Origin of the sequence: Halorussus caseinilyticus (assembly GCF_029338395.1) — an archaeon.
Lineage (GTDB): Archaea > Halobacteriota > Halobacteria > Halobacteriales > Haladaptataceae > Halorussus > Halorussus caseinilyticus.
In genome coordinates, this window is sequence record NZ_CP119809.1 from 3070890 (window position 1) to 3097330 (window position 26441).

Sequence of the window (26441 nt, forward strand, 5' to 3'; positions counted from 1 at the left end):
CGTACTGCGGTTTGCCGAGAGAGCTAACTTCAGACTTGAGCAAATCATACCGCACCTCGTCCTTCCCACCCTCCTCACTCCCGCGCTTCGCGCGGTCGTTCGTCCCTCGCACGAGCCGCTCCTTCGGTCCGCTCGGCCGTCGCTCCCGCGCGCCGACCGCACGGAATCGACGGCCGAGCGGAGTTTCACTCCAAGTCCGCGCCGATTGCGTCTTCCACCGAGTCGAAGCCGTCGCGGTCTAGCAGGTCGAGCAGACCCCGGTTGATGTCGCGGGCGATAGAGGGACCGCGGTAGACCAGTCCGGTGTAGAGTTGGACCACGTGCGCGCCCGCACGAAGCTTCCTGTAGGCGTCCTCGGCGGTGAAGACGCCGCCGACGCCGACGACCGGAACGTCTACGCGCTCGGCGACGAATCTGACCATCCGGGTCGCGCGCGGTTCGATTGGCTTGCCGGAGAGTCCGCCCTCCTCGGCGCGGTTGTGGCTTCGGAGCGTCGCGGGGCGGTCGGTCGTCGTGTTCGTGGCGATGACGCCATCGAGACCGAGTTCGTTCACGAGGTCGAGGGCGTCCTCGACTGCCGAGTCCGGCAGGTCGGGCGAGAGTTTGACGAGAAGCGGACTCGCGCCCGCGTCCTGTAGCGTCGTGAGGATGGCTTCCATCGAATCGCGGTTCTGCAAGTCGCGGAACCCCTCCGAGTTGGGGCACGAGACGTTGACGACGAAGAAGTCCCCGCCGCCGGACGACCGTCCGTCCGGCGAGGTCCCACTCGACTCGCTCGCGGGACCACCGTCGGCGACTCGTTGATAGGTGTAGCGGTAGTCTTCGGGCGCGTCGTCGATAGCGACGTGTTCGGTCTTGGCGAGGTTGACGCCGACCGGCACGTCCACGTCCGCGGCGGCGAGGCGCTTGCCTACCACGTCCGCGCCGTGGTTGTTCAACCCCATCCGGTTGACGATGCCCTCGTCCTCGCGCAGGCGGAACATCCGCGGGCGAGCGTTCCCCGACTGGGGGTCGGCGGTGACGCCGCCGACTTCGACGTGGCCGAACCCGAGACTGGCCAGCAGGGAGGGTACCTGTGCGTTCTTGTCGAATCCTGCGGCCACGCCGACCGGATTCGGAAACTCGTTGCCGAAGGCTTCGACGCGGAGACGGTCGTCGGCGATGGTGTATCGCTTTCGGAGCGCGTCCGCTATCGGCGTTCCCTGCGCGACGCGCATCCCCGCGTGTACGGCGTCGTGTGCCGTCTCCGCGGGAAGTCCGAAGAGCAGTGGTTTCACCAACTGGTAGACGTTCATCGTACGTTTACCCTGATTCCGGTGGCAAAAAGCCCTCGTTCCGGGTCAGAATTCGTGTTCGACCTCGTCTTTGTCAGCCTTCTGGATGATGATTTTGTCTTCCCTGACGCGCACGAACACCTCGTCGCCGATGTCCATGCCAGCGACGGCGAGTTCGTCCTCGTGCAGGTTGATGTGGACGTTGTGATACTCGCCGTCCTCGCCTTTCGCGCCACTGGGGCTGAGCTTCTTTTTCCGTACCATCGCGGTATTGTACGCATACGTTCGCCCCAGATTATACTTAAGTGTTTTCTACCGCCCTACCCGTTGTCGTTCTCCCCTCGCTCGTCTCCCGTCCCGCCACCGCTACGACGCCGTTGTCTCGACTCGAAAAACCGGGGGAAGAACCGCACGACGGCGCAATTTCGGTATATAAGGCTTCTGGCTAGAATGGCTCATATCGGCGATATATTTATAACGAGTCCTGTGCTGGATTGTCATGGAGGAAAAAACCATGGTACGTGAAGACGGTAAACGGAATTTCGCGCTTCGAGAATCGGACGGCGACGAGAGTAGTGTCTTTTCAGGAAACACTCCCCGACAGGCCGCACTGAAAGCGGCCCGTCGCCTCGACCCGGCGGCGTCGGAGGACGCCGCCGACCGAACCGAACTGCGACTTCGGGAGAAGGGAACGGACAAGGTTCACATCTACGACGGCTGGGCGTGGCACGAATCTGCTCCCGACGACAAACCCGACTGGATGCCGGACGAGATTACCGAGGCCAACGTCTCGAAACAGGGTATCGAACACCTCGATGAGTAGAGCGGTCGGGAACGACTTTTCCAACCGTTTTCACCGTCTTCGACTAGCTATATCTTCTTTGCGTGCGCGTGAGAAATAGTGGGACCGCGCTGTCCGTAGACCTGCCTACGAGGGCGACACTCACCGGGACGACTGTACGACGCGGAGGATGACCGGTTGTCCTCTACCTGCGCCACACACTTCTCCGACGCGTGATTCCTCGACGCGAACTCTCGGTTCTCCCCGAGTCGCCAGAAGTGATTGGCACGTTATCTCACCCCGATGTCGGTTCGGTTCGACGGTCTTAAGTGTAACCCCGGCCTTCGTTAGAATGCGAACGAGGTCCGGTGGTTTGGGCCTCCGGGAGACGCCAAAAATCGACGCCTTTTTAAGGCGTCTCGGCGGTCTCTCGAAACACGCCCTCAATCCGTTGCCCTTAAGTGTATAGGGGCACTCGGATTGGATGTCGCCGTCGTCCTGCGATTTCGGACGACGACAAGACGCCCAATCCGATGCCCTTAAGTGTAACAGGGTATTTGGATTGAGTGTGAACGAGCCTTCGGGGGTCTACCCACCGAAGGACGAACCAAGTTCGGTGCCCTTAAGTATGAAGGGTTCCTTGAACTTGAATGCAGAGAAAGATTCGACGTGATTCGCGGGACGTTCGATTCGTCCCGCGTTCTCGGAACCGACGAGGTTTCGATGGGTTTAAGACCAATCGAAGCCAACGTTCGGGTCCGAAGGAAATGAGGATTCCACCCCTGCGGTCCGCCGTACACGATGGAATCTGATGTTAGCCTTGGCAGTTCGGTGACACCCGACCAACGACGCGGTTTGGGGTCGTCGAACTGACGGACCATAGAAGATAGACACGATACATGTGTCTCCGCCAGAAACCCACCGAGCCTCTGTGCTCGGCAACCATTCCGGTTGATCCTGCCGGAGGCCATTGCTATCGGAGTCCGATTTAGCCATGCTAGTCGCACGGGTTTAGACCCGTGGCAGATAGCTCAGTAACACGTGGCCAAACTACCCTATAGACCACCATAACCTCGGGAAACTGAGGCTAATGCTGGATACGAGTTCCACTCTGGAATGACGGAACTCAGAAACGCTCCGGCGCTATAGGATGTGGCTGCGGCCGATTAGGTAGACGGTGGGGTAACGGCCCACCGTGCCGATAATCGGTACGGGTTGTGAGAGCAAGAGCCCGGAGACGGAATCTGAGACAAGATTCCGGGCCCTACGGGGCGCAGCAGGCGCGAAAACTTTACACTGCACGACAGTGCGATAAGGGGACTCCGAGTGCGAGGGCATATAGTCCTCGCTTTTCTACACCGTAGGGCGGTGTAGGAATAAGGACTGGGCAAGACCGGTGCCAGCCGCCGCGGTAATACCGGCAGTCCAAGTGATGGCCGCTATTATTGGGCCTAAAGCGTCCGTAGCCAGCCAGACAGGTCCGTCGGGAAATCCACTCGCTCAACGAGTGGGCGTCCGGCGGAAACCAGCTGGCTTGGGGCCGGAAGACTTGAGGGGTACGTCCGGGGTAGGAGTGAAATCCCGTAATCCTGGACGGACCGCCGGTGGCGAAAGCGCCTCAAGAAGACGGACCCGACGGTGAGGGACGAAAGCTAGGGTCACGAACCGGATTAGATACCCGGGTAGTCCTAGCTGTAAACGATGCTCGCTAGGTGTGGCGTTGGCTACGAGCCAGCGCTGTGCCGTAGGGAAGCCGAGAAGCGAGCCGCCTGGGAAGTACGTCCGCAAGGATGAAACTTAAAGGAATTGGCGGGGGAGCACTACAACCGGAGGAGCCTGCGGTTTAATTGGACTCAACGCCGGACATCTCACCAGCTCCGACAGTAGGAGTGACAGTCAGTGTGATGAGCTTACTAGACCTACTGAGAGGAGGTGCATGGCCGCCGTCAGCTCGTACCGTGAGGCATCCTGTTAAGTCAGGCAACGAGCGAGACCCGCATCTCTAATTGCCAGCAGTACCCTCGTGGTAGCTGGGTACATTAGGGAGACCGCCACGGCTAACGTGGAGGAAGGAACGGGCAACGGTAGGTCAGCATGCCCCGAATGAGCTGGGCTACACGCGGGCTACAATGGCCGAGACAACGGGTTCCCACCCCGAAAGGGGACGGTAATCTCTTAAACTCGGTCGTAGTTCGGATTGAGGGTTGAAACTCACCCTCATGAAGCTGGATTCGGTAGTAATCGCGCTTCAGAAGAGCGCGGTGAATACGTCCCTGCTCCTTGCACACACCGCCCGTCAAAGCACCCGAGTGAGGTCCGGATGAGGCCACCCACGGTGGTCGAATCTGGGCTTCGCAAGGGGGCTTAAGTCGTAACAAGGTAGCCGTAGGGGAATCTGCGGCTGGATCACCTCCTAACGCACGGGACCAAGCGACACGCTTGGCCCACCACCCGTCCGTCACTACGACGGACACACGAGGGTTCCTCGACGACCTCGACCACCTCGATGGTCGGGCACCTTAGAACTGCCAAGGCTGACGCACACCTTCCCCGGCGAGGGGAACGGGCCCATAGCTCAGTGGTAGAGTGCCTCCTTTGCAAGGAGGATGCCCTGGGTTCAAATCCCAGTGGGTCCATACCCCGGACTGGAGTGAAACCGTGTCCCTTAAGTGGGAGACGGCGTAACGTTCAGGTCCGGAAGACCGATGCACCACCCCGTGAAAGCGCGGGTGGGAAGGGTTCGATGCACGCTCCTATACCACCTATAGGACGTGGCAATGACGACCGTATGTACGTGCAATCCAGGCGTCCACTGGATCCGACCGACCGGGTCACAGTGCGACCAACAATTCCAACAGCGTGGCTACTGTGCCAGCTGGTGGATGGCTCGGCTCGAGCGCCGACGACGGACGTGCCAAGCTGCGATAAGCCTAGAGGAGCCGCACGGAGGCAAAGAACCTAGGATTTCCGAATGGGAATCCCCACCGCAATTGCTTCGCGCAATGGGGAACGCCGGAAACTGAAACATCTCAGTACCGGCAGGAAAAGAAACCGCAAGAGATGTCGTGAGTAACCGCGCGTGAAAACGACCCAGTCCAAACCGAAGCCCTCACGGGCAATGTGGTGTTCGGACTGACACTCATCGCTCGACCAGTCTCGTGAAGTCTCCTGAAACGGAGCGCGATACAGGGTGAAAGCCCCGTAACGAGACTCAGTACGGCGTGCGTCAGCTCCAGAGTAGCGGGGATTGGAAATTCCTCGTGAATATCGCGGGCATCGACCGCGAAGACTAAACACGTCTCGAGACCGATAGCGAACAAGTAGCGTGAGCGAACGCTGAAAAGCACCCCACAACGGGAGGTGCAACAGAGCCTGAAATCAGTTGGCGATGGAGCGACAGGGCACACAAGGTCCTGCGAAAAATGACACGGGTGCAAACCCACAGTAAGAATCGTAGGAAGCCGGTGTTCTGTCGTACGTTTTGAAAAACGAACCAGGGAGTGCATCTGACTGGCGAGCCTAACCGGTGTATCCGGGCAGGCACAGGGAAACCAACATGGCCGCAGCCTTCACAGGCGAGGGCCGCCGTCTTCAAGGGCGGGGAGTCATTCGGATGCGACCCGAAACCAGATGATCTACGCGTGGGCAAGGTGAAGCGTGGCGAAAGCCACGTGGAGGCCTGTTAGGGATGGTGTCCTACAATACCCTCCCGTGACCTACGTGTAGGGGTGAAAGGCCCATCGAATCTGGCAACAGCTGGTTCCAACCGAAACATGTCGAAGCATGACCTCCGCCGAGGTAGTTCGTGAGGTAGAGCGACCGATTAGGGGCGCCGACTTCGAGAGAAGTCGGCCCCCTTGTCAAACTCCAAACTTACGAACGCCGTCGACGCGGGGAATCCGGTGTGCGGGGTAAGCCTGTGCACCAGGAGGGGAACAACCCAGAGCTGGGTTAAGGTCCCAAAGTGTAGACTAAGTGCAATCTGAAGGTGGTCTCAAGCCCTAGACAGCCGGGAGGTGAGCTTAGAAGCAGCTACCCTCTAAGAAAAGCGTAACAGCTTACCGGCCGAGGTTTGAGGCGCCCAAAATGATCGGGGCTCAAGTCTACCACCGAGACCTAGCCGCACCCGTAACACGGTGATCGAGTAGGTTGGCACTCTGTTCGGACGGAAGCGCGGACGAGAGTTCGTGTGGACCGAATAGGGACGAAAATCCTGGTCATAGTAGCAGCGTTAGTCGGGTTAGAACCCCGACGACCTTACGAGTAAGGGTTCCTCGGCAATGCTGAACAGCCGAGGGTTAGCCGGTCCTAAGTCTCACCGCAACTCGACTGAGACAACAGGGAAACAGGTTAATATTCCTGTGCCGCTATGCAACAAAACCAACGCCTTGGGAACCATCAAGCCGGGCTTTCGCCCGGTCAAATCCGAGAACTTCGTGGAAGCCGTAACGGCACGAAGCGAACGAATCCGGAAATAGCGCAAGTTGATGCTACCTAGGGCCCGTGAAAAGGGAGCATAGCGTCCGTACCGAGATCCGACACAGGTACTCTGGCGGCGAAAGCCAAGGTCTGTCGGGAACAACCGACGTTAGGGAATTCGGCAAGTTAGTCCCGTAAGTTCGCGATAAGGGATGCCTGCCTCGCATAGAGGCAGGTCGCAGTGACTCGGACGCTCCGACTGTCTAGTAACAACATAGGTGACCGCAAATCCGCAAGGACTCGTACGGTCACTGAATCCTGCCCAGTGCGGGTATCTGAACACCCAGTACAATGGGGCGAAGGACCCGTTAACGGCGGGGGTAACTATGACCCTCTTAAGGTAGCGTAGTACCTTGCCGCTTCAGTAGCGGCTTGCATGAATGGATCAACGAGAGCGTCACTGTCCCAACGTTGGGCCCGGTGAACTGTACGTTCCAGTGCGGAGTCTGGAGACCCCCAAGGGGAAGCGAAGACCCTATAGAGCTTTACTGCAGGCTGTCGCTGAGACACGGTCGCTAATGTGCAGCATAGGTAGGAGCCAGTACACAGGTACCCGCGCCAGCGGGCCACCGAGGCAACATTGAAATACTACCCGTTAGTGACTGTGACTCTCACTCCGGGAGGAGGACACCGGTAGCCGGGCAGTTTGACTGGGGCGGTACACGCTCGAAAAGATATCGAGCGTGCCCCAAGATTTCCTCATCCGCGTCGGAAACGCGGAACAGAGCGCAAGAGCAAAAGGAAGTCTGACAGTGTCCTGCACAACAAGGGACGCTGACGCGAAAGCGTGGTCTAGCGAACCTATCAGCCTGCTTGATGCGGGCGATAGATGACAGAAAAGCTACCTTAGGGATAACAGAGTCGTCACTCGCAAGAGCACATATCGACCGAGTGGCTTGCTACCTCGATGTCGGTTCCCTCCATCCTGCCCGTGCAGAAGCGGGCAAGGGTGAGGTTGTTCGCCTATTAAAGGAGGTCGTGAGCTGGGTTTAGACCGTCGTGAGACAGGTCGGCTGCTATCTATTGGGGGTGTTACGGTATCTGACGGGAACGATCGTATAGTACGAGAGGAACTCCGATTGGTCACCACTGGTTTACCGGTCGTTCGAGAGAGCGCGTGCCGGGCAGCCACGTGACACGGGGTAAGAGCTGAACGCATCTAAGCTCGAAACCCACCTGGAAAAGAGATACCAACCGAGACCACTCGTAGAAGACGAGTTCGATAGACTCGGGATGTACGCGTCGAGGCAACGAGACGTTCAGTCCGCGAGCACTAACAGGTCAACGCCACACACTCATATTGCCGCACTGCACCCGAGAAGTCGGGTCCAGGCGCTATCTGGATTGCACGTACATACGGTTACACCATCGAACTACCGACGTTGGACACATGGTTCGCGGTTCGATTCCGCGAGTCGGCGTTAAGGCGGCCAGAGCGGCGGGGCGACACCCGTACCCATCCCGAACACGGAAGTTAAGCCCGCCTGCGTTTCGGCAAGTACTGGAGTGCGCGAGCCTCTGGAAACCCCGATTCGCCGCCTCCCATTCATATCAGACCCCGCGACGGCATCCCGCCGTCGCGGGGTTTGTTCATTCTGAACCACGCCCGCGTAACAGCGGCAACCTCCGCCGAAGACCGCTATATTTAAGCGCGCCGAGCGATTAGCAGAAAGTAGCGCCAAGGTGGCAGAGTCCGGCCGAACGCAGCGGCCTGCAGAGCCGCCTACCGCCGGTTCAAATCCGGCCCTTGGCTTTTCTACGCGAAACAAAGAGAAGGAGCGATGGCCATATCTGTTCGAACTCCGGAAAACTCGCTAACGCTTCGTCTTCCGCCGGTTCGAATCCGCTCGTAGTTTCTCACGTCGTTCAGATACGCGAGTATTACGCGGTTCCCGAGGTCCGTCGACGAGTATCGTTCGGTGACTGACGAGTATTTCCGAGCGGGTGTCAATTGCACGTTGTTTTCCGGCTCGTCGCTCGGTCTGAGTGGCGTATGATTTAAGATATATCCGTAGCAAGAGAAAACCATGCTTGACCGACGGTCACTACTTCAGGGTCTCTCTGTCACTGGTCTTACCAGTCTTGCGGGATGTGGCGGTAGCCTCGACTTCGGCTCTGACCAGACGACCGACACCCAGCAGACGCCGGAGACGACGACAGTAGGGACGACGACATCGGTTCGGACGACGACGACCACCGTCGGTGCCGCAACCGTCGGTGGGACGACCGGCGACGACACCGAGACGACCGGCACCTCGTCGCCGACGGTGCCGACGACGGCCACGACGGAGACGACCACCGACGATTCACCGAACCAAGGCAACGGTGGTTCTCGGCCGCCTGCTACGACCGAAACGGGTTCTGACGTGGGTTCGGACATCTACGTCGGTAACGATACGGATGTCAACTAAAAACGAAATTTATGGCTGACAAAGTTCTCTTTCAGACCGACGACGCACTAAGCGAAACCAATCTCGCCGCTCGCCGTGCGCGCGACAACAGCACAGACTACGTTGAGCGCGGACTCGCGGTTACGCCCGACTGGGCGAACGGCAAGTTCGATGTCAGTGCCGGACACGCCGTCCTCAAGAAGAACGTGAAAGCGTACGATGTCTTCGCCGACCCCCGGAGTGGTCTCTCACTGGCCGACTCATCGGGGACGAACTACGTCTTCTTGGTCGTAGACCCCAGCAACCGGAACGACGTGACAATCGAAGTCAACGCCGATGGCTCTGCTCCGGGCAGTCCCTCGCTGTTGATTCAGAAACTCGACGCGGCCGCCAAAACCTCGTCGGCGGTGAACCGCCGACCCTCCGCGAGTTACGACTCGATTTCGGGCGTAGCCGACACGTTCGTCACTTCGACTTCGGAACTCGAATCTGCGTTCGCTAACCTCTCTGCTGGCGAAACGCTCCGTATCGCGCAACCCGACACGCCGTACCGACCGGGTCAGTGGCTCGACATCGACGCCAACTACGTCACCGTCCTCGCCGAAAGCCAGTTCGCGCGGGACGGTCAGCCGCTAATCAAGCCCGCAGACGGGAGCAACGTCGGTGGAGTTCGGGTCGGGCACGACTCCGCGACGAAACACGTCCGCGTCGAGGGACTCGGCTTCCACGGGAACAGTGGGAACATGTCCGGAACGGCGAAGCGTCTCCACGCGTTCGTCGCCGACCAGAACGCCTCCCACGTCACGTTCCGCGACAACTACGCGACCCAGACCCACCCGTATCACGAACTCAACTCCGGTGGGAGCGGGTTCACCGTTCGGAAGAACGCGGCGAACGTCGAACTCGTCGGAAATCGCGTCGATGACATCGGTGACCGGGGCATCCAAGCCGCTGGTACGAACCTCCTCGTCCGCGGCAACGTCCTCACGAACGGCTACGGTGACAGTATCTCGCTCAACGTCACGGAACCCGACGACGACTCGTACATCGCCAAGAACGCGAGCGTCGTCAACAACTTCGGACGCGACAACGCGAAGGGTAGCATCGTCGCGTTCGGGAAGTCGGCTTCGCGGAACACGACCCCGAGGAGCGAGCGGGGTTACTTCGCCGTCGTCGGGAACGTGGGAGCGGGCCAACATCGCAAACTCATCCAGTTCGGGCGAAACGCGGTCAACGTGAAGGCGGTGTCGGCTATCGGGAACGTCGGTGACGGGCGGAACGCCGACCACTTCGGCATCCGAAGCGCGGTCAGAAGCGAGGACTCGTGGGTGAACATCAGTAACAATATTCTGCTCGGCTACAACTACGGCGGCGTCAGGGTCACGAAGGGTCACAACGTCAACGTCTCGAACAACCTCATCGCGGGCGTCGGTGGCGAGGGAATCGTCACTTCGGGATACTCGAATCACAAGGTTACCGGAAACATAGTTCGGAACGCCGGAACCGTCGGTGTCAAAATGGTGAACCAGATGGCTCCTGCGACGGTCGCTCAGAACCAGATTCGTTTCTGTCAGGAACAGGGAATCGTCGTCAATCAGGGCGGCACCGCCAGTGACCGCGGCGTCACCGTCTACGGCAACTCGCTCGACGCGAACAACCAAGGCAGTAACGGCGTCCCGGAACTGGATGTCCAAACTCAGAACGTACTCGCCTTCGGGAACCACGTAGCGACCCGCGGCGGGAGCGCCTCGTTCTCCGACGCCGGAAGCGGAAATCTCTGGGTCGGAAACATGGCTCCCGCGGACGGGAGTGCGTGGTCGCTGGGGTCCGCGACGGGAGTCCGAACGATGGCGAACCGGCCGAACCCGGCCGGGGAAGGCTTCGTCGTGACGACACCGGACGGCACTGCCGAGTACGAGATTACCGTGGACAACAACGGGTCCGTCACGACGACGCAGCTCTGAGACGCCCTCGTACCCCGGCTTCGACCGAGCGATTCGGGAATCCGAACTCACCGGGAGGCAGTCTAACGTTCTCGAAGCACCGGAATCTCCGCGATTCGCTCGTCTGTCAGTTCCTCTCGAAACACGCCCGTCGGTCGCTCGAACTCGGTTTCGGTCCGAATCGTTCGCGTCGGTGTCACCACGAGGTCCATCGGCACGTCGTGGTCTTCGACCGGCACGTCTTCTTCGACCACCTGCGAGTCGTGGACCGTCGTGGCGACTGGCGTCTCCGGACCGACGAGTTCCAACTCCCGGAGGACCGCGTATTCGAGGTCACTGTACCCCTCGCCCTTGCCGACTCGCGCGCCCGCCGCGGTGACGGCGACGCTCCCCGAGACCACGAGGTCGATTTCCGGCACTTCGTCGGGACCCACCTGCCGGGCGTGCGATTCGACGTGCGAGATGGTCGGCGCGCTGTCGTACTCCTCGGGCGGAATCTCCGCGGGGTCGAGTTCGTAGAAGGGCTTCTCGTCACGGAGTCTCGGCACGGCCATGTAGACGGTCTTTTCCTCCCGGAGCGCGCGCCGACGGACGGGCAGTTGAGGCGCGTCGGGGTTGGCTTTGAGGGCGTCGGCAGACTGCCACTCGTCGGTCTCTGCGAGTCGGTCGGCGGCGTTCCCGGCCCCCTCGAAGTTCGGGATGCGGTCGTGGGGCGGGAAGGGAAACCGCGCGATGCCCTCGGTTTCGAGGTGGTCCCAGATTCTCTCGCGGAGGGCCTGTTTGTCCATCTATCGACCCTCCACCTCGACGGACTCGCCGCGTTCGGCGCTCTCGTACAGCGCGTCGATAGTCTCCATGTTCCGGACCGCTTCGTCGGCGTCGGTGTGCGGAGTCCGACCCGCCTCGACGCACGCCGCGAAGTGTTCGACCTCCAGTCGGTACTGGTCGGTCGGGTCGAACGTCTCGACTGCGTGGCGGCCGCCCACCTCGTACTCCAGTTCGACGCCGCCCTCGCCGCGCGGGACGAACGCCTCGCGCGCTTCGAGCCACCCGTTCTCTGCCTCGACGCGGTACCACTGGGCGTCGGCAGTCTCGAACCCGCAGGACACCTCCGCCGTTTTCCCCTCTCCGTACTCCAACACGCCCGCGAGTTTCGTGTCTACGCCGTAGTCGCCCGCGTCGTGGGTCGTCGCGTACGCTCGGTCGGGTTCCCCGAGGAAGCGTCTGGCCGCGCTGACCGCGTAACACCCCACGTCCATCAGACTCCCGCCCGCGAGGTCCGAGTCGAGGCGGACGTTCTCGGGGTCGTCCATCGGGAACTGGAAGGCGGCCTTCACCGAGCGAACGTCGCCCAGTTCCTCGCGGACGATTTCGACCGCGCGCTCGGTTCGGGGGTGGTAGCGGTACATGAACGCCTCCATCAGGGTCACGCCTCGCTCGGCGCAGTAGTCGCCGACTTCGCGGGCTTGGTCGGCGCTGACCGCGAGGGGTTTCTCGCAGAGGACGTGGAGTCCCGCGTCGGCGGCCTTCTTGGTCCACTCGGCGTGGAGTGCGTTCGGCAGGGGGTTGTACACCGCGTCCACGTCGTCGTCCGCGAGCAGTTCGTCGTAGGAACCGTACGCACGCGGGACGCCGAACGCGTCGGCGAACGCATCGGCCGACTCCGGGTCGCGCGAAGCGACCGCGAGGACATCGTGGTCAGTGGCTCGAATCGCGGGGACGACCGCCGCGCGCCCGATGTTGGCAGTGCTGATGACGCCGAAGTTCATGTCCGACACCTCGCGCGCCCGGCAGAAAAAGTCACAGTTCGAGACGCGGGCGGTCCGGCGCTCGTCGTGCCGGACGAATAATCTCCGGCACGAGGTCCGCAGTGGCGGGTCCCATCTCCGAATCCCGTCTCGGAAAGCATCTCTCGGTTCGCTCCCGTCCTATTCGCCCCCGATTCCGGCGGCCCGTTCTCATCGCCGAAAAGTAATCATTAAACCGCCCGCGTCGAAACGGTTCGAACATGCAACGACGAGCCGCGACGGTGTACGCCGTCCTCTTTCTCGTAATCGCCGCCGGGTCCTACTCGCTCATCGGAGTGGCCCAAGAGCCGGGGATAGACGTGCAAGGGGAGACGTACGCCCAGAACGACACGCTGACCGTCAACGGCTACGAGTACACGGTCACGTCGCTCGGCGACGGAGAGGGAACGCTCACCCGCGTCAACGAGTCGGCGCGCTACACCGCGGAGTTGGCGAACAACTCCACGACCCAGTTGGACAACTCCACGTACCGGGTCTTCATCCCGAACGAGTCCGACCCCAGTCAGTTCACGCTCCGTCAGGAGTTCAACCTGAGCGAGAACGTCACCACGGTCACGCAGAACGAAACCGAGTACGTCGTGGTCGACGACGGCCAGAACAAGTCGCTCGTTCCCGTCGAGGAGTACAAGAACCAGCAGTTCGGCGAACCCGAGACCCGCGAGTACGCCGAAGGCGACGACTTCCAGTACGAGGGCAACCGGACCACGGTGACGAACGTCACCGCCGACGCCGCGTCGGTGGCGTGGACCGCGCCGCGAGCGACGGAGAACTCGCTGAGCGAGGGCACGAACCTCACGCTCGGCCCCGAGAACGACAACGAGACGTTCGTCGCGCACTTCCCCGAAGGTGAGGAGGGCGTCGTTCAACTCGGTTCCGACCCCGCCGCCTACCAGTCGGAAGTCAGCGACATCGACAACTTCGACGAGCGCATCGCGGGTCTGTGGGGTATCGCCATCCTGAGCGTCCTCACAGTCATCCTGCTGTTCGGTCTCGCGTTCCTGCCGAACAAGTAACCGCCGCGCTCGGTTTCTCCGCGACTTCGGTTCGTCGCGCCCGATTGTCAGCGACGATGCCGTCGGTTCAGCGGTTCGCTCGTCGCCGCTCGTGCCCCGGTCCGGAACACTATATCTGTGTCTAACGAACCAGTTTCATTGTGAGAGGAATATTTTTATTTCTCCCCGCGCGGTCCGGTCTCGCGGCGGTCCGTCGAACCGCCGCGAGACCCCTGCCCGACCAGCACGAGAATCGCCTCGAGACTGAACAGTTCGGCCGCGTTCGAGTCCCCGGTTCAGTTCCGGGCGACCCACGCCAGTCCAGCGCCGACGGCGATGGCCGCCACCGCGCCGAGGGCCTGCCCGACCAGCACGAGAATCCCGCCGGACTTGTACGCCCACGGCGTGCCGACGATGGTCGCAAGTCCGATGAGAACGAGCAGTACGCCGAAGCCGATACCGAGCGGTTCGAGTCTGTCCGCGTTCGCGGTCGCCATGTGTCGTCCCTCCGGGCGCGAGGGGTTAACTGTTGTTGAAACGACCGACGACCGTCCCGGAAGGGAACGCCGTCAGTCTCGCTTGCGGTCGCTGTCCAACTGGATGTCGGCCTGCTCCAGCAGGTCTTGGACCTCCTCGCGCTTCTCTTGGTGGTCTTCGAGGAACTCGCGCATCAACTGGGCGGCCTGCTCCTTGCAGTCGCCACAGAGTCGCTCGCCGCCGACACACTCGTCGTAGACCTCCTTGGCGAACTCGTCGTCGTCGCCCGCCAGCAGGTAGGCGTAGAGTTCGTACACCGGACACTCGTCTGCCTTCCCGCCGAGTTCGCGCTGTTTCTCGGCCGTCTCCCGGCCGCCGGTGGTCGCGGCCTTCACCTTGTCGTAGCCGTCTTCGGGGTCGTCAAGCAGGCTGATGTGACTCGCCGGGACCGACGACGACATCTTCCCGCCGGTCAGTCCGGTCATGAACCGGTGGTAAATCGAGGAGGGCGCGACGAACCCGTAGCCGCCGTGGTCGAGTTCGACCTCGCGGGCCAACTCTTCGGCTTCTTCCCGAGACAGGTCGAACGAATCGACGTGTTCGTCGAAGACGCGCTTTTCGCCCTCCACGGCGTCGATGAGCGCCTCGAACGCCTCGTCGGTCGCGTTCCGGTCGAGGAACCGCACGCGGGGCCGGAGAGGTTCCTTTCCCGCCTCGCGTAGCTTCTTGGTCGCGCTCTCGCGGGCGTCGTCGGGAGCCATCTCGTCTGTTATCCAGTCGGCGGCGTCCTCGCACCGAACCGGTCCGTCGCCGCTCCCCTCGGCCTCCTCCGAGAGCGCCGCGTACGCCGCCGCGAGCAGTTCGCGCTCCTCGGCGTCGGCCTCGAAACTCGCGTAGGCCTTCGTCACGCCGAAGTAGCCCATCCGGGCCGCGAGGTCACGCGCGAGGCGGACGTGGGGGTCTTGGTCCGGGCCGACCGGGATGACCGTCGGCTTGGGTTCGTCCAGTTGCGGATAGAGGATGTCGGCCATCTGGGTCACGACGCTCTGCATGTGCGAGACGCTGGTCTCGCCCGAGAAGCCGTAGATGTTCTCCAACTCCGAGAAGTTGGCCTCCGACCCCAACTCGAACGCGAGGTCCTGCACGTCCCGGTCGCCCGACTGCCGGTAGAGGGTCCCCTCTTCCGGGTCGAATCCGAGTGCCAGAAGCGACAGGAGATAGTCGCGGGCGTGCTGGTCGATTTCGGCCCACGTCATCCCGCGGGCGCTGTGGGCTTCGAGGTCGGCGATGAGCGCGTAGGCGTCCCCGCCCTGCTGTTGGTGCCAGATTATCTCGTCGAAGACCAACTTGTGGCCGATGTGGGGGTCGCCGGTCGGCATGAACCCCGAGAGCGCGGCGAAGGGTTCGTCGTCGCGCATCGCGTCGGCGACCCGGCGGTAGTCCCGGTGGCCGAAGATGACCCCGCGGCGCATCAGGTAGTGGGGGTCCGGAACTTCGGGAAGCACCTCGTCGAACTCTTCGATTCCGAACTCCTCGAACAGTTTCCGGTAGTCCGAGACGGTCGCCGACCCCCACGGGTCGAGCGCAACGTCGTCTCCGCCCTCTTCTGCGGCGGTCCCACCGTCGGGAAGCGGTTCTTTTGCTGTCTCGTCCTCGCGTTGGCTGTCGGTGTCTCGTGTCATAGTCTCACTCGTGTCATGGCGTCAGTCGGCCTACGGAAATCCAGTCGGTTATCTCTTCGTTCGGTCCTACGAGCGCAAAAATCATCCGCTTCCTGACCCCGTGAGCGAGACGCACGTCGAGCGCGAGGTCCCGCGGCGAGAACACGTGGTCGGCCGGAAGCACGCGAATTAGACACTCCGAGTGGCCCAAATCATCGACCGACTCCACGTCGGCGTAGGTCCGGAAGTCCGCCCCGAACTTGAATCCGGTCTTGGGGACGACACCGCGCTCCCGGAGCGCCCGGTACACCCGAAGCCGTCGGTCGAATCGCGCGCCTTCGACCTCCCGGCCGCGCTCGCGGACCGTCTCGGCGTCCGCGTCGAGCGAGAGGACGCCCTCGCTGGCGAGATAGGCCGCCTCCACGAGCGACAACTGGAGCGCGCTCGGCACGTCCCGGTTCGGGTCCCTGCCGTCGAGCGGTTGGCCGTAGAAGCCTCGCTCGTGGAGCGTCTCGGGTGGGTCCCACACCAGCACGCGGTCGTCTACCACGTTGCCCGGAACGCCCCGCGGGAGGTCGGTGCCCGAACTCCCCCGGAGGTCGGCCCGGTCGGTTTCGAGGTAAGTAATCTCGCTCTCTTCGTCCACCACCGCGAGTACCACGTCGCCCAACTCCTCGGCGGGCACGTCTGCGCGCTCGCTGGCGACCCGGATTTGGTAGAGAACCGCGTCGTCCCACGGTCCCTTCCCGCGGGGGTAGACCACGAAGTCGGAGTTCGACCGCGGGGCATCGACCCACCCGTCGCGGGCAGGCGAGAGGTAGAACCCTCGGTCCCGCAGGTCGGCGTACACCAGAAACCGGGTCGTTATCTCCTCGCCCGCGTCGGCGAGGAACTCTCGGAAGCCCATCTTCTCCACGCTGTCGATGTCGCCCTTGAACAACAGGTAGGCGGCCTCGACCCGCGAGAGTGCGACTTCCTGCCCGCCGAGCGGTCGGCCGTACCCGCTGGAGTCGTAGTAGCGCTGGCGGGCGTCACCGCCGACCACCACTTCGTCGTCACGCAGGCGTCCGTCCATAGGCGTCGTTCCGGTTCGCGGCGTCAAACGGTTTCCGGTGTCTCGTCGCAGTCGGCGTCGAGACACCGCGAGTCGCCTCGGCACGTCGGGTCGTCGCCGCGTCCCGAGTCGCTCGGGACGCGGGGGAGACCGCAGTCGCAGGTCCCGACTACCGACCGGTCGGGGAGCGTGAACGTCTCTTCGCAGTCGGGGGAGTTCTCACACCCGAGATAGAGGGTGCGCTCGCGCAGGACCCGAAGGTCTCCGTCGCAGTCGGGACACGACCACTCGCGGTCGAATCGCTCGCGGACCGCGCCGTCCAAGTCCTCGCAGTCGCGGTCCACGCAGAGTTCGAACCGCGCGCCGCGTTCGACTGCCATCCGGGGCAGGCCGCAGTCGCAGGTCGAATCGAGCATCGCGGCGTCACGCGGCAGGCCGTACTCGGCCGGGCAGTCGAGGCAGGTGACTGCCCCGCGAGCGCGGACTAGCGTGCCGTCACACTTCCGGCAGGTGCCGACCCGCGTTCCCGCCGGAGTCGCGTCGTGGCGCGCGTGGTCGGGGTCGCCGTGGCTCTCGACGCGGAGGCGCTCGCGGTCCTTGACGGCGACGATGGCAAAGCCCCCGTCGCCGTCGGTTTCGCGGTGGACTGCCTCCGCGCGGGTAAGCCACGCGACCGGTTGGTACCCCTCGGCGTCGTGGACGAGGACGGTTCCGTCCGGCTTGTGGACGACTACGACTCGGCCTCGCTGGTGGCAGGAGTCGTCACTGCTCCGATGGGTCGTCGTACACTCTCCGGCGTAGACGTGGACGGTTTCGGTCACGGGAAGGGTTCGTCCCGTTCTCGGATGTAAACCTTCGCCCGACCGACGCGGTTACTCCGTCGCCGTGGTTTCGGCTTCCTCGGTCGTCTCGCCGTCGTCGGTAGTGACGCCGCCAGCGTCCTCCGGGACGACGAGGACCTGAATCGAGTCGGACACGTCCGGGTACTCGTAACCGTCGTCCACGTCCTCGATGCGTCGGACCGGCGCGTCTTCCTCGGGTCCGGTGTTCGGCCCGGACTGACGCGGGGCCTGATTCGGCCCGGCACCGGGTGCCTCGTTTCGCTCGGTCCCCGCGTCCCAGAGCGCGACCTGTCCGGTCACGTCCCCCGAGACGGGGTCGCCGTCGCGGAAGAACTCGATGCCGTTCGGTCCCGGCGCGAAGAAGAGGTCGTTCGACGGCACGAACATCGTGGCGAACGAGAGTCGGTCGCCCGGCGCGGCCTCCACCTGAAAGCCGTAGGCGTCGCCGGGACCGATGGGACCGGGTTCGCCACCCGCGACGGGCGTGTCGAACGTGCCGCTGGCGACGATGCCGTCAGCGCCCTCGATTGCGCTCGCCAGTTGCGAGGGGTCGCCGTCCTCCGCGAGTGCCTCCAGTCCTTCGGGTGCCGACTCGTCGGACGCGAACAGTTGCACGCTCGGCGAGTGGGCCGCGTACACCCCCGGCGAGAGGACGACCGGTCCCGGTTCGCCGCCTTCGGGTTGCAGTGCGTCCGGTCCGGAGGCGTTGACGATGCGGACCTGAAACGCCGTGGTCTCCCCGCGTGCGGTCGTCGTTCCTGCTTCGGTGGTCGTCTCCTGCGCGCCCGCGACGCCGACGGCCGTCAACGCGCTCGCGACGCCCGTCAGAACTGTCCGCCGAGTCGTCGGTATCGAGTCGTTCGTCATGTTTCGTCGGGAGAACGCCAACCGAGCGGATAAACCGGTTCCGTCGTTCACGCCCGAAAGTCGACCGTTCGACGCGGCAACGACCATTGCGACCGGGTAACGACGTATCTCCGCTGGAAACTCCGGCTTTCCGTCCGGTCGGAGGGAACGCCTTTCTCCGTCCGTCCCGTCGTCTCACTCGTGCAATCGAAGGCTGTGCTGTTCGACATGGACGGCGTTATCGTCAACTCCGAACGCTACTGGGTCGAGACCGAGCAGACCGACATCCTGCCCTCGGCCGTCTCCGGGTCGGCCGACACCTCCGAGACGACCGGGATGAACTTCCGGGAAATCTACGACTACCTCGAAGCGCGCCACGAGATGACCGCGAGTAAAGACGAGTTCGTCGCGCGCTACGAGGAGGCCGCCCGCGACATCTACGGCGAGAAGGTCGATTTGCAGGCGAACTTTCGGGACCTCGTGGCCGACCTCCGCGCGGAGGGCCGGACCGTCGCGCTGGTCTCGTCGTCGCCCCACGACTGGATTTCTCGGATGTTGGACCGTTTCGACCTCCGGGAGTCGTTCGACCGGGTGATTAGCGCCGAGGAAATCGACGCCAAGAGCAAGCCCGAACCCGACGTGTACGAGTACGCCGCCGAACAGGTCGGCGTCGCGCCCGAGGCGTGCATCGCCGTCGAGGACTCGGAGAACGGCGTCGAGTCGGCCGAGCGCGCCGGGATGCGGGTCGTGGGCTACCGCAACCAGTCCGACGAGCGGTTGGACCTGTCGGCCGCCGACGCGGTGGCGGAGTCGCCCGAGGAGTTGCGGTCGATTCTGCTCGGCGAGTGAGTCCCCCGGGAGCGTTGCTCCCGACGACACCGGCAGGCGCTCCTGATAGGCCTCGCGCGGACGGGTGCGGCGCGCACGCGCCGCGCCCGTCCGCACCGGAACGCCGGGTGAAACGGACCGCGCGGACGGTCAGAACAACCTAGACAGTGCTAAAGCATAGCTATATTTAGCTAAAACAAACGTAGAGATTTCTAATCCGCACAGACAACTCTCACGAGGTCCCTCGACGCGCGAACTTCCGCTGGCGAATCCGTCCCTGATTCCGACCCCGCCGTTCCGAGAGAGAAACGCCTTTCCTCCCCCGACCCCGTGAGACGAACGATGGAAGTCGCCGAGGCAGTCCCCGACCCCGAGTTCGCCGAGGTGTTCCCGTTCGAGGAGTTCAACGACATGCAACGCGAGGTCGTAGACGCGCTCCTCGAAACCGACGAGAACGTGGTAGCGAGTGCGCCGACTGCCAGCGGCAAGACGGCGCTGGCGGAACTCGCCATCTGTCGGACCCTCGAAGCGGGCGGCACCGCGCTGTTCGTCGCGCCGATGCGCGCGCTGACCAACGAGAAGGAGAGCGAGTGGGAGCGGTTCGAGGAGTTGGGCTACTCCGTCTACGTCGTCACGGGCGAACGCGACCTGAACCCCCGACGGGCCGAGCGCGCCGACATCCTCGTGATGACCCCCGAGAAGACCGACTCGGCGACCCGCAAGCACGATTCGCGCCGGTACGCCTTCATCCGCGAGGTGGACTGTTGCGTCATCGACGAGGTTCACCTGCTCGATTCGGAGAAGCGCGGGAGCGTCCTCGAAGTCACCGTCTCGCGCCTGCGGCGACTCTCGGACCCCCGCGTGGTCGCGCTCTCGGCGACGATGCCCAACGTCTCCGACGTGGCCGATTGGCTCGACGCACCCCCGGAAAACACCTTCCAGTTCGGCGACGACTACCGGCCGGTAGACCTCAACTCGGGGGTCAAGACCTACACCCACGGCGACAACTCCTTCGCCGACAAGTACCGCCGACTCTACCGGGCGCTGGACCTCGCGGAACCGCACATCCGCGACGACGGGCAGGCGCTCGTGTTCGTCTCCTCCCGGCAGGACACCGTACAGGCCGCGAAGAAGGCCCGCGACGAAATCGGCGAACGAGACGTTCCGATGGGCGCGCGCGGCGACTACGACTTTCACAACGAGGCCGACGACCTCCAGAACGACACGCTCCGGAAGTCGGTGCTGGACGGCGTGGCCTTCCACCACGCGGGTCTCTCGAAGGGCGACAAGGACCGGGTGGAAGAGTGGTTCAAGCAGGGTAAGGTTCAGCTCCTGTTCTCGACCTCCACGCTCGCGTGGGGCGTCAACCTCCCCGCCAGATGCGTCGTCCTGCGGGACACGAAGCTTCACGACCCCCTCGAAGGCGAGGTGGACATGAGTCCGCTCGACATCCTCCAGATGCTCGGCCGTGCCGGACGCCCCGAGTACGACGACGTGGGCTACGGATGGGTCGTCTGCGACCACGCCGAGGCCGACAAGTACCGACGCCTCCTGCGCGAGGGGAAGGAAATCGAGTCGCGCCTCGAAGCGGACTTGGACGCCCACCTCAACGCCGAAATCGCCATGGGGACCATCCGGGGTCTCGAAGACGTGATGGAGTGGCTCGAAACCACGTTCTACTACGTCCGAGCGCGGACCGAACCCGACGAGTACGGCTTCGAGAACCTCCGCGACCGGGTTCGGGACACCCTCGAACGTCTCGTGGAACGGGGCTTCGTGGAGACCGGCGAGGGTCTCGACGTGTCGGCCACGGCGCTCGGCCGACTCGCCTCGAAGTTCTACCTTCGACTCGACACCGCCGGGGAGTTCCGTGACCTCGCCGAGCGCGACGACATCGGGACCGCCGAGGTACTCCGGACCGTCGCGGACGCCGCGGAGTTCGACAGCGTGAGCGCCCGCCAGTCCGAACGCGAAGCGGTCGAGTCGGTGCTGGTGGGCCAGAACGCGGGCGACTTGGACCCCGGCGCGCGCAAGATTCTCGCAATCCTGCGCTCCACCATGACGGGCACGACGCCCGGCGAACTCCGGAGCGACGCGTGGGTCATCACCCAGAACGCGCTCCGACTGCTCGCGGCGCTTCGCGCCTTTTTAGAACGCTTCGACCGACCTCGCGCCGCGAACCTCGCGCGCCGGGTCGAGGCCCGCATCGAACACGGCGTGAGTTCCGACGCGGTGGGTCTGACCGCAATCGACGGCGTGGGTTCGGGTCGGGCGAGTAAGCTGGCGAAAGAGGGCATCGCCACGCCCGCGGACGTGCGCGAGGCGGGCGAAGACGGACTCGTGGATGCGGGTCTCTCGGCCGGAGTCGCCGAGGCGGTCCTCGAAAGCGCCAGCGACCTGCCTCGCGTCGAAGTCGAGTGGGGTTCGTTCCCCGACTCGGTTCCGCAGGGCGAAAACGACATGCGAGAGGTCACGGTGCGGAACGCGGGCGACGGCGCGCAGGCCGGAATCCGTGTGACCGTCAACGGCGTCGAGATGACAGAGACGACCACGTACCTCGACGGCGAGACGACCGTTCCGGTGGGCGTCTTCGGTGGGACCGCCGACGAGATGGAGTACGTCGTCGAAGTCGCGTTTCCCGAGTTGCCCGTCCTTCCGGCGACCGACTCGCGGACGGTTCGGGTTCGCTAATCAGGTCAGTCGGCGCTCGCGCTCGCTTTCTCCGCGGCGCGCTTCAACATCCCTCTGTTGGTCGTGTAGTAGTAGTAGATACCCGCGCCGGTCGCACCGATGACGTTCGAGAGCGTGACCGCCCAGAACACCGCGTGGACGCCGAAATCGAGCCAGAGCGCCCCGACCGCCGCGATTGGGAGCCTGATTGCCCAGTACTTCAGGAGTCCGATGACCATGCTGACTTTCGTCCGGCGCGCGCCGTTGAATCCGGCGTTGAACATGTACGACGCGCCGAGCGCCCAGTAGCCGAGAACCAGAATCTTGAGGTAATCGACGGTCAGGCGGAATCCGTCGGGGGTCATGTCGGGCACGAACACGTTGACCAGCATCTCGGGCGCGACCCACTGGACGACGCCCGCGAGCGTGAGACCGACCGCGGCGATGGCCGCACCGACCCACGTCGTCCGGCACGCCCGGTCGGGCTTGTCCGCGCCGAGGTTCTGGCCGACTATGCTCTGGGCCGCGCCCGAGAGTCCCTGCGCCGGGATGAACGCCACGCTGGAGATTCGCGCCCCGACCGTGTAAGCCGCGACTGCGGCCGCCCCGCCAACCGCCGAGACGAGCGCGATGATGAGGACGCGGACCAACTGGCTGAGGCTTCGCTGGGCACCGGTCGGAACCCCGATTTCGAGGATTTCCCGGTACACGTCCAAGTCGAAGCCGACAGCCTCTCGGCGGAGTACGAACCCGCTCCGGCCTTTCAGGAACAGGCCGAGTGCGAACAGGAACCCGACGGTGTAACCGATTGCCGTCGCCAGCGCCGCGCCGCGGACCCCCATCGACTCGAACGGTCCCCATCCGAGGATGAGGAACGGGTCGAGTCCGATGTTGACGACGACGGCGATGACGTTGACGTACATCGCGGCCCGTGAGTCGCCCCATCCGACGAATCCCCCTTCGAGCGCGTCGCTCATCACCGACGAGGGGAAGCCGAGCATGTACGTCCCGAGGTAGGTGACTGCGAGCGTCGTCACCTCGCTTCCGGACATTAGGAGTTCGATGATGTTCTCGGCACTGAAGATGACGAGTACCGCGACGACGCTCCCGCTCAGAAACCCTAACGTCAGTCCGTGAAACGCTGTTCGGCATCCCTCCTCGGTGTTGTCGGCCCCGACGCGTTGGGAGACGATGACCTGCGTCCCAGTGGACACGACGATGGCGGCACTGTAGATGAGCGCTATCACGGGAAAGTTCACGCCGACGGCGGCGACTGCGTTCTCGCCGAGTCGTCCGACCCAGAACGTGTCTACTATCTGCTGGGCTACTTGTACGAGATTTTGGACGACTAGCGGTGCTGCGAGAAACAGCAGGGAACGAACGAGCGAACCATCGGTGATTTCCTCCCGCGATACGCCTACCATTTTTCCCCTTCTTCGACAATGATAGAATGCCGCTACTGATGATAAATTTTCCGATGTGTCTGTGTGATTCGATACGCCGTTCCATGACACCCATCTAACTGTTAATCCGATTTCTGGTCGGGGAGAATATATAGTTACCTCTCTTCGGTCGAAACGTACCATGCTTGGAGCGGAACGCCGCGCGGTCGCCACCCGCGCGCCAGACCTCGCGGGCCTCACGCCCGGCCGCACCGGAAACCTGAGCGTCCGTCGGGACGACCGATTCGCGGTCACGCCGACGGGCGTCGCCTACGACCGAATCGACGCCGAAGACGTGCCCGTGGTCTCTCTGGAGGGCGAACAGGTCGGCGGCGGGACTGCCCCGTCGAGCGAGACGCCGATGCACGCCGCGGTCTACCGCGAGTTCGACGCGGGGGCTATCGTCCACACGCACTCGCCGTGGGCCTCGACGCTGGCGATTCTGCGGGAGCCGATTCCGCCGGTCCACTACATGCTCGCGCTCGCCGGAACGACGGTTCCGGTCGCCGACTACGCGACTTACGGCACGGCCGAACTCGCCGAAAACGCGGTGTCGGCGATGGACGCGGCCGACGCCGAGGCGTGCTTGCTCGCCAACCACGGCTTGCTGGTGACGGGCGAGGACGCCGACGCCGCGCTCGAAACCGCGGTCAACGTGGAGTACACGGCCCGCATCTACTGTCAGGCGAAGGCGTTCGGCGAACCGGAACAGTTGAGCGCCGAGGAGATGGGAGACGTGGCCGAAAAGTTCGAGGGCTACGGGCAGGACGAAGATTGAACCTGTCGCAATTCGTGCCCTCGACTCCCATGATTCGTGCCCTCGAACCCCATGTTCAGTCTCCGGCGCGTGCTGGAGCGACTCTCGTGTCGCTCCAGCTCCGCGCGAGGGACTGAACGACCGCGCTCTGCGCGGGAGTGAGGAGGCTGGGGAGGTGTGAGGCTCACGATTGCTGTGAGACCGATTGTTGTCGAGGAAGTTACGTCCAGCAAGAGGATACTTGCTGAAGGTCCGCCCGGTACGCTCAGGACTCGGTGTTCGTGTTCTCGGTGTCCGTGTCGGTGCGTGTGGTCGCGTCGGTCCGAGTCGTCGCGTCGCGCTGGCGGCGCTCGCGCGCGGCCCGCCGACTCGCCCGACCCATCTTATAGCCGGTGTACAGCAGGTAGACGCCCGCCACGCCGACGAGGACGTAGACGAGGTACTCGACCGTTTGTGCCGGACCGGGCCTGAAGATGGGTTCCAGCACCAGCGCGACGACGTTGACTGCCTCGCCCGTGAGTCCGGTGACGCCGAGGATGCCCCACGTGATGGCACCGACGGCGGTGAGCAGGATGGCGAGCCAGTCGAGACCGTTGGTCTTCATGTTCGGGGGTACGGTTTTGACGGGCTTTGTTATTCGGGCCTTAGCGCGACGGAACAGTGCCGTACTTCGGTTTCGAATCGTTCCGCGGGACTCCGACTAGGCGGTTTCGGTTGCGTCTCTTCGAGTCGGTCCGCGACTCGTCGGTGAGAGACGAGAGCGGCGAAAGACTAGCTCCGCGCCGACCCGGAAAGATAGGCATAGATATTTAAAGAGATGAAAAACAATGCTTCAGGAAATAAAAAAGTTGCTTGCACGCGACGCGGCGGCCGAGGACAAACACGAACAGCGCGACGAGGAGCGCGCCCGCGACCGGTACTTCCTCCCGACCACACCATCGCGTCAACTGCGAACACACTCGTAAAAAATCCACCCCGCCGCACCAAAATCGACCAAACGCCCACCTACGACCGGAATACCCTATCCTTTTCACCACCCGCGCCCAACACACGCCCAATGAGTCGCCGCCGGAAACCCGATTGGCTGAAGATGCGACCGCCCTCGGGCCGGGAGTTCACGGGCATCAAGCAGACCCTGCGCGACCACGACCTCAACACCGTCTGCGAGGAGGCCAACTGTCCGAACCTCGGCGAGTGCTGGAGCGGAAAGAACTCCGAGTCGGGAGGCACTGCGACGTTCATGCTGATGGGCGACCAGTGTACTCGCAACTGCGGATTCTGCGACGTGGACACCGGCGGCGGGCAACCGCTAGACCCCGACGAACCCGCGAACGTGGCGAGCGCCGTCGCCGAAATCGGTCTCGACTACGTGGTCCTGACCTCCGTTGACCGCGACGACTTGGAGGGGCAGGGCGCGGCCCACTTCGCCCAGACGATTCGGGAAATCAAGGAGCGCGACCCCTCCATCCTCGTGGAAGTCCTCATCCCGGACTTCCGCGGCGAGGCGGACCTGATTCGGAAGATTATCGACGCCGAACCCGACGTAATCGCGCACAACGTCGAGACCGTCGAGCGTCTTCAACAACCGGTCCGGGACCCACGCGCTGGCTACGAACAGAGCCTCGCGGTCTTAGAACAGGTCGAACGCGAGTCCGACATCTACACCAAGACTTCCATCATGCTCGGCGTCGGCGAGTACGACCACGAGGTCTACCAGACGCTCAGCGACCTCCGTGAGGCGGACGTGGACGTGGTGACTCTCGGTCAGTACCTCCGACCCTCCCGCGACCACCTCGACGTGTCGAGTTACGTCCATCCCTCGAAGTTCGAGACGTGGCGGCGGGTCGCCGAGGACGAACTCGACTTCCTCTACTGCGCCAGCGGTCCAATGGTCCGGTCGTCGTACAAGGCGGGCGAACTGTTCGTGGACGCCGTGATTCGGGACGGCAAGTCGGTCGAACAGGCCCGCCGCGAGGCCCGCAACAGCGTCACCGCCTCCGACTGATTCACTCTCGCCGATTGCGGTTCGACTTCCGTTTCCGACCGTTTCGACCGTCGTGTCGCCAAAAACGAATTTGCGCCGCGATTCACGCAATACTTGCCGTTCGTTCACCCAGACCCCCCTAAATTGCGACGATGGACGACAAACGTCTACTGCTTCGGGAAAAAATTTAGAAAAAAGGGATTACGGCCGAGA

20 protein-coding genes, 2 tRNA genes and 3 rRNA genes are annotated in these 26441 nt (G+C 63.3%); 14 read left to right on the plus strand and 11 right to left on the minus strand.

From position 1 onward, the window contains the following. Positions 1–185 precede the first annotated feature (185 nt). Together P2T60_RS15520 and P2T60_RS15525 are read right to left on the minus strand one after the other, a co-directional pair. Positions 186–1295 carry a quinone-dependent dihydroorotate dehydrogenase gene (locus P2T60_RS15520; protein ID WP_276280147.1) on the minus strand — a complete coding sequence of 370 codons (1110 nt, stop codon included), beginning with the start codon at positions 1293–1295 and terminating at the stop codon, positions 186–188. Between the two features lie 45 nt (positions 1296–1340). After that, positions 1341–1538: a hypothetical protein gene (locus P2T60_RS15525; protein WP_115798291.1), complete on the minus strand. Its 198-nt coding sequence runs from the start codon at positions 1536–1538 to the stop codon at positions 1341–1343. A gap of 250 nt (positions 1539–1788) precedes the next feature. Between P2T60_RS15525 and P2T60_RS15530 the strand changes: the two genes are divergently transcribed. The 8 genes from P2T60_RS15530 to P2T60_RS15565 all read left to right on the plus strand — a co-directional run bounded on the left by P2T60_RS15530 (position 1789) and on the right by P2T60_RS15565 (position 10888). Then, complete coding sequence (locus P2T60_RS15530) at positions 1789–2097, plus strand: non-histone chromosomal MC1 family protein (protein WP_276280148.1); 309 nt, start codon at positions 1789–1791, stop codon at positions 2095–2097. Positions 2098–2999: 902 nt separating this feature from the next. After that, positions 3000–4470, plus strand: a 16S ribosomal RNA gene (locus P2T60_RS15535). A 149-nt stretch (positions 4471–4619) separates the two neighbouring features. Further along, a tRNA-Ala gene (locus tag P2T60_RS15540) sits at positions 4620–4691 on the plus strand. Between the two features lie 218 nt (positions 4692–4909). Beyond that, positions 4910–7830: ribosomal RNA gene (locus P2T60_RS15545) — 23S ribosomal RNA — on the plus strand. 126 nt (positions 7831–7956) lie between these two features. After that, positions 7957–8078, plus strand: a 5S ribosomal RNA gene (gene rrf, locus P2T60_RS15550). The 16S, 23S and 5S rRNA genes sit together here with 2 tRNA genes alongside, the layout of an rRNA operon. Before the next feature lie 133 nt (positions 8079–8211). Next, a tRNA-Cys gene (locus P2T60_RS15555) sits at positions 8212–8287 on the plus strand. A 274-nt stretch (positions 8288–8561) separates the two neighbouring features. Then, complete coding sequence (locus P2T60_RS15560; protein WP_276280149.1) at positions 8562–8945, plus strand: hypothetical protein; 384 nt, start codon at positions 8562–8564, stop codon at positions 8943–8945. 11 nt (positions 8946–8956) lie between these two features. After that, complete coding sequence (locus tag P2T60_RS15565; protein ID WP_276280150.1) at positions 8957–10888, plus strand: right-handed parallel beta-helix repeat-containing protein; 1932 nt, start codon at positions 8957–8959, stop codon at positions 10886–10888. Between the two features lie 62 nt (positions 10889–10950). Here the strand turns inward: P2T60_RS15565 and P2T60_RS15570 are convergent, their stop codons facing one another. Both P2T60_RS15570 and P2T60_RS15575 read right to left on the minus strand, forming a co-directional pair. Continuing rightward, on the minus strand, positions 10951–11655 hold the full coding sequence (locus P2T60_RS15570; protein WP_276280151.1) for a 5-formyltetrahydrofolate cyclo-ligase: 705 nt from the start codon (positions 11653–11655) through the stop codon (positions 10951–10953). Further along, positions 11656–12636 (minus strand): Gfo/Idh/MocA family protein, encoded by a 981-nt coding sequence (locus P2T60_RS15575; protein ID WP_276280152.1) that lies wholly within the window; start codon positions 12634–12636, stop codon positions 11656–11658. It abuts the gene before it with no gap. Positions 12637–12875: 239 nt separating this feature from the next. Here P2T60_RS15575 and P2T60_RS15580 point away from each other — a divergent pair, with 239 nt between their 5' ends. Beyond that, positions 12876–13688 (plus strand): hypothetical protein, encoded by an 813-nt coding sequence (locus P2T60_RS15580; RefSeq protein WP_276280153.1) that lies wholly within the window; start codon positions 12876–12878, stop codon positions 13686–13688. A 275-nt stretch (positions 13689–13963) separates the two neighbouring features. Here the strand turns inward: P2T60_RS15580 and P2T60_RS15585 are convergent, their stop codons facing one another. The 5 genes from P2T60_RS15585 to P2T60_RS15605 form a co-directional block, all read right to left on the minus strand. Next, positions 13964–14164 carry a DUF8123 family protein gene (locus P2T60_RS15585; RefSeq protein ID WP_276280154.1) on the minus strand — a complete coding sequence of 67 codons (201 nt, stop codon included), beginning with the start codon at positions 14162–14164 and terminating at the stop codon, positions 13964–13966. A 72-nt stretch (positions 14165–14236) separates the two neighbouring features. Continuing rightward, on the minus strand, positions 14237–15826 hold the full coding sequence (locus P2T60_RS15590) for a tryptophan--tRNA ligase (protein ID WP_276280155.1): 1590 nt from the start codon (positions 15824–15826) through the stop codon (positions 14237–14239). A gap of 13 nt (positions 15827–15839) precedes the next feature. Next, a complete protein-coding gene (gene endA, locus P2T60_RS15595) occupies positions 15840–16880 on the minus strand; it encodes a tRNA-intron lyase (RefSeq protein WP_276280156.1) in 1041 nt (346 codons plus the stop codon). A gap of 23 nt (positions 16881–16903) precedes the next feature. Further along, entirely contained in the window at positions 16904–17680 is a 777-nt protein-coding gene (locus P2T60_RS15600) for an endonuclease NucS domain-containing protein (protein ID WP_276280157.1), read from the minus strand. Between the two features lie 51 nt (positions 17681–17731). Continuing rightward, entirely contained in the window at positions 17732–18568 is an 837-nt protein-coding gene (locus P2T60_RS15605; protein ID WP_276280158.1) for a spondin domain-containing protein, read from the minus strand. A 180-nt stretch (positions 18569–18748) separates the two neighbouring features. Between P2T60_RS15605 and P2T60_RS15610 the strand changes: the two genes are divergently transcribed. Both P2T60_RS15610 and P2T60_RS15615 read left to right on the plus strand, forming a co-directional pair. Continuing rightward, positions 18749–19396, plus strand: coding sequence for an HAD family hydrolase (locus tag P2T60_RS15610; protein WP_276280159.1), 648 nt, complete (start codon positions 18749–18751; stop codon positions 19394–19396). Between the two features lie 321 nt (positions 19397–19717). Next, positions 19718–22066 carry a DEAD/DEAH box helicase gene (locus tag P2T60_RS15615; RefSeq protein WP_276280160.1) on the plus strand — a complete coding sequence of 783 codons (2349 nt, stop codon included), beginning with the start codon at positions 19718–19720 and terminating at the stop codon, positions 22064–22066. Between the two features lie 5 nt (positions 22067–22071). On the opposite strand, the gene P2T60_RS15620 is transcribed toward P2T60_RS15615, so the two are convergent. After that, positions 22072–23469 carry an MATE family efflux transporter gene (locus P2T60_RS15620; protein WP_276280161.1) on the minus strand — a complete coding sequence of 466 codons (1398 nt, stop codon included), beginning with the start codon at positions 23467–23469 and terminating at the stop codon, positions 22072–22074. A gap of 160 nt (positions 23470–23629) precedes the next feature. On the opposite strand from P2T60_RS15620, the gene P2T60_RS15625 reads away from it, so the two are divergent. Beyond that, positions 23630–24265 carry a class II aldolase/adducin family protein gene (locus tag P2T60_RS15625; RefSeq protein WP_276280162.1) on the plus strand — a complete coding sequence of 212 codons (636 nt, stop codon included), beginning with the start codon at positions 23630–23632 and terminating at the stop codon, positions 24263–24265. 244 nt (positions 24266–24509) lie between these two features. Here the strand turns inward: P2T60_RS15625 and P2T60_RS15630 are convergent, their stop codons facing one another. Continuing rightward, entirely contained in the window at positions 24510–24848 is a 339-nt protein-coding gene (locus P2T60_RS15630) for a DUF378 domain-containing protein (protein WP_276280163.1), read from the minus strand. Positions 24849–25071: 223 nt separating this feature from the next. Here P2T60_RS15630 and P2T60_RS15635 point away from each other — a divergent pair, with 223 nt between their 5' ends. Further along, a complete protein-coding gene (locus P2T60_RS15635) occupies positions 25072–25209 on the plus strand; it encodes a hypothetical protein (RefSeq protein ID WP_276280164.1) in 138 nt (45 codons plus the stop codon). 92 nt (positions 25210–25301) lie between these two features. After that, the gene (lipA, locus tag P2T60_RS15640; RefSeq protein ID WP_276280165.1) at positions 25302–26249 is read left to right on the plus strand and encodes a lipoyl synthase; all 948 of its coding nucleotides are present in this window, start codon (positions 25302–25304) and stop codon (positions 26247–26249) included. Positions 26250–26441: the final 192 nt, after the last annotated feature.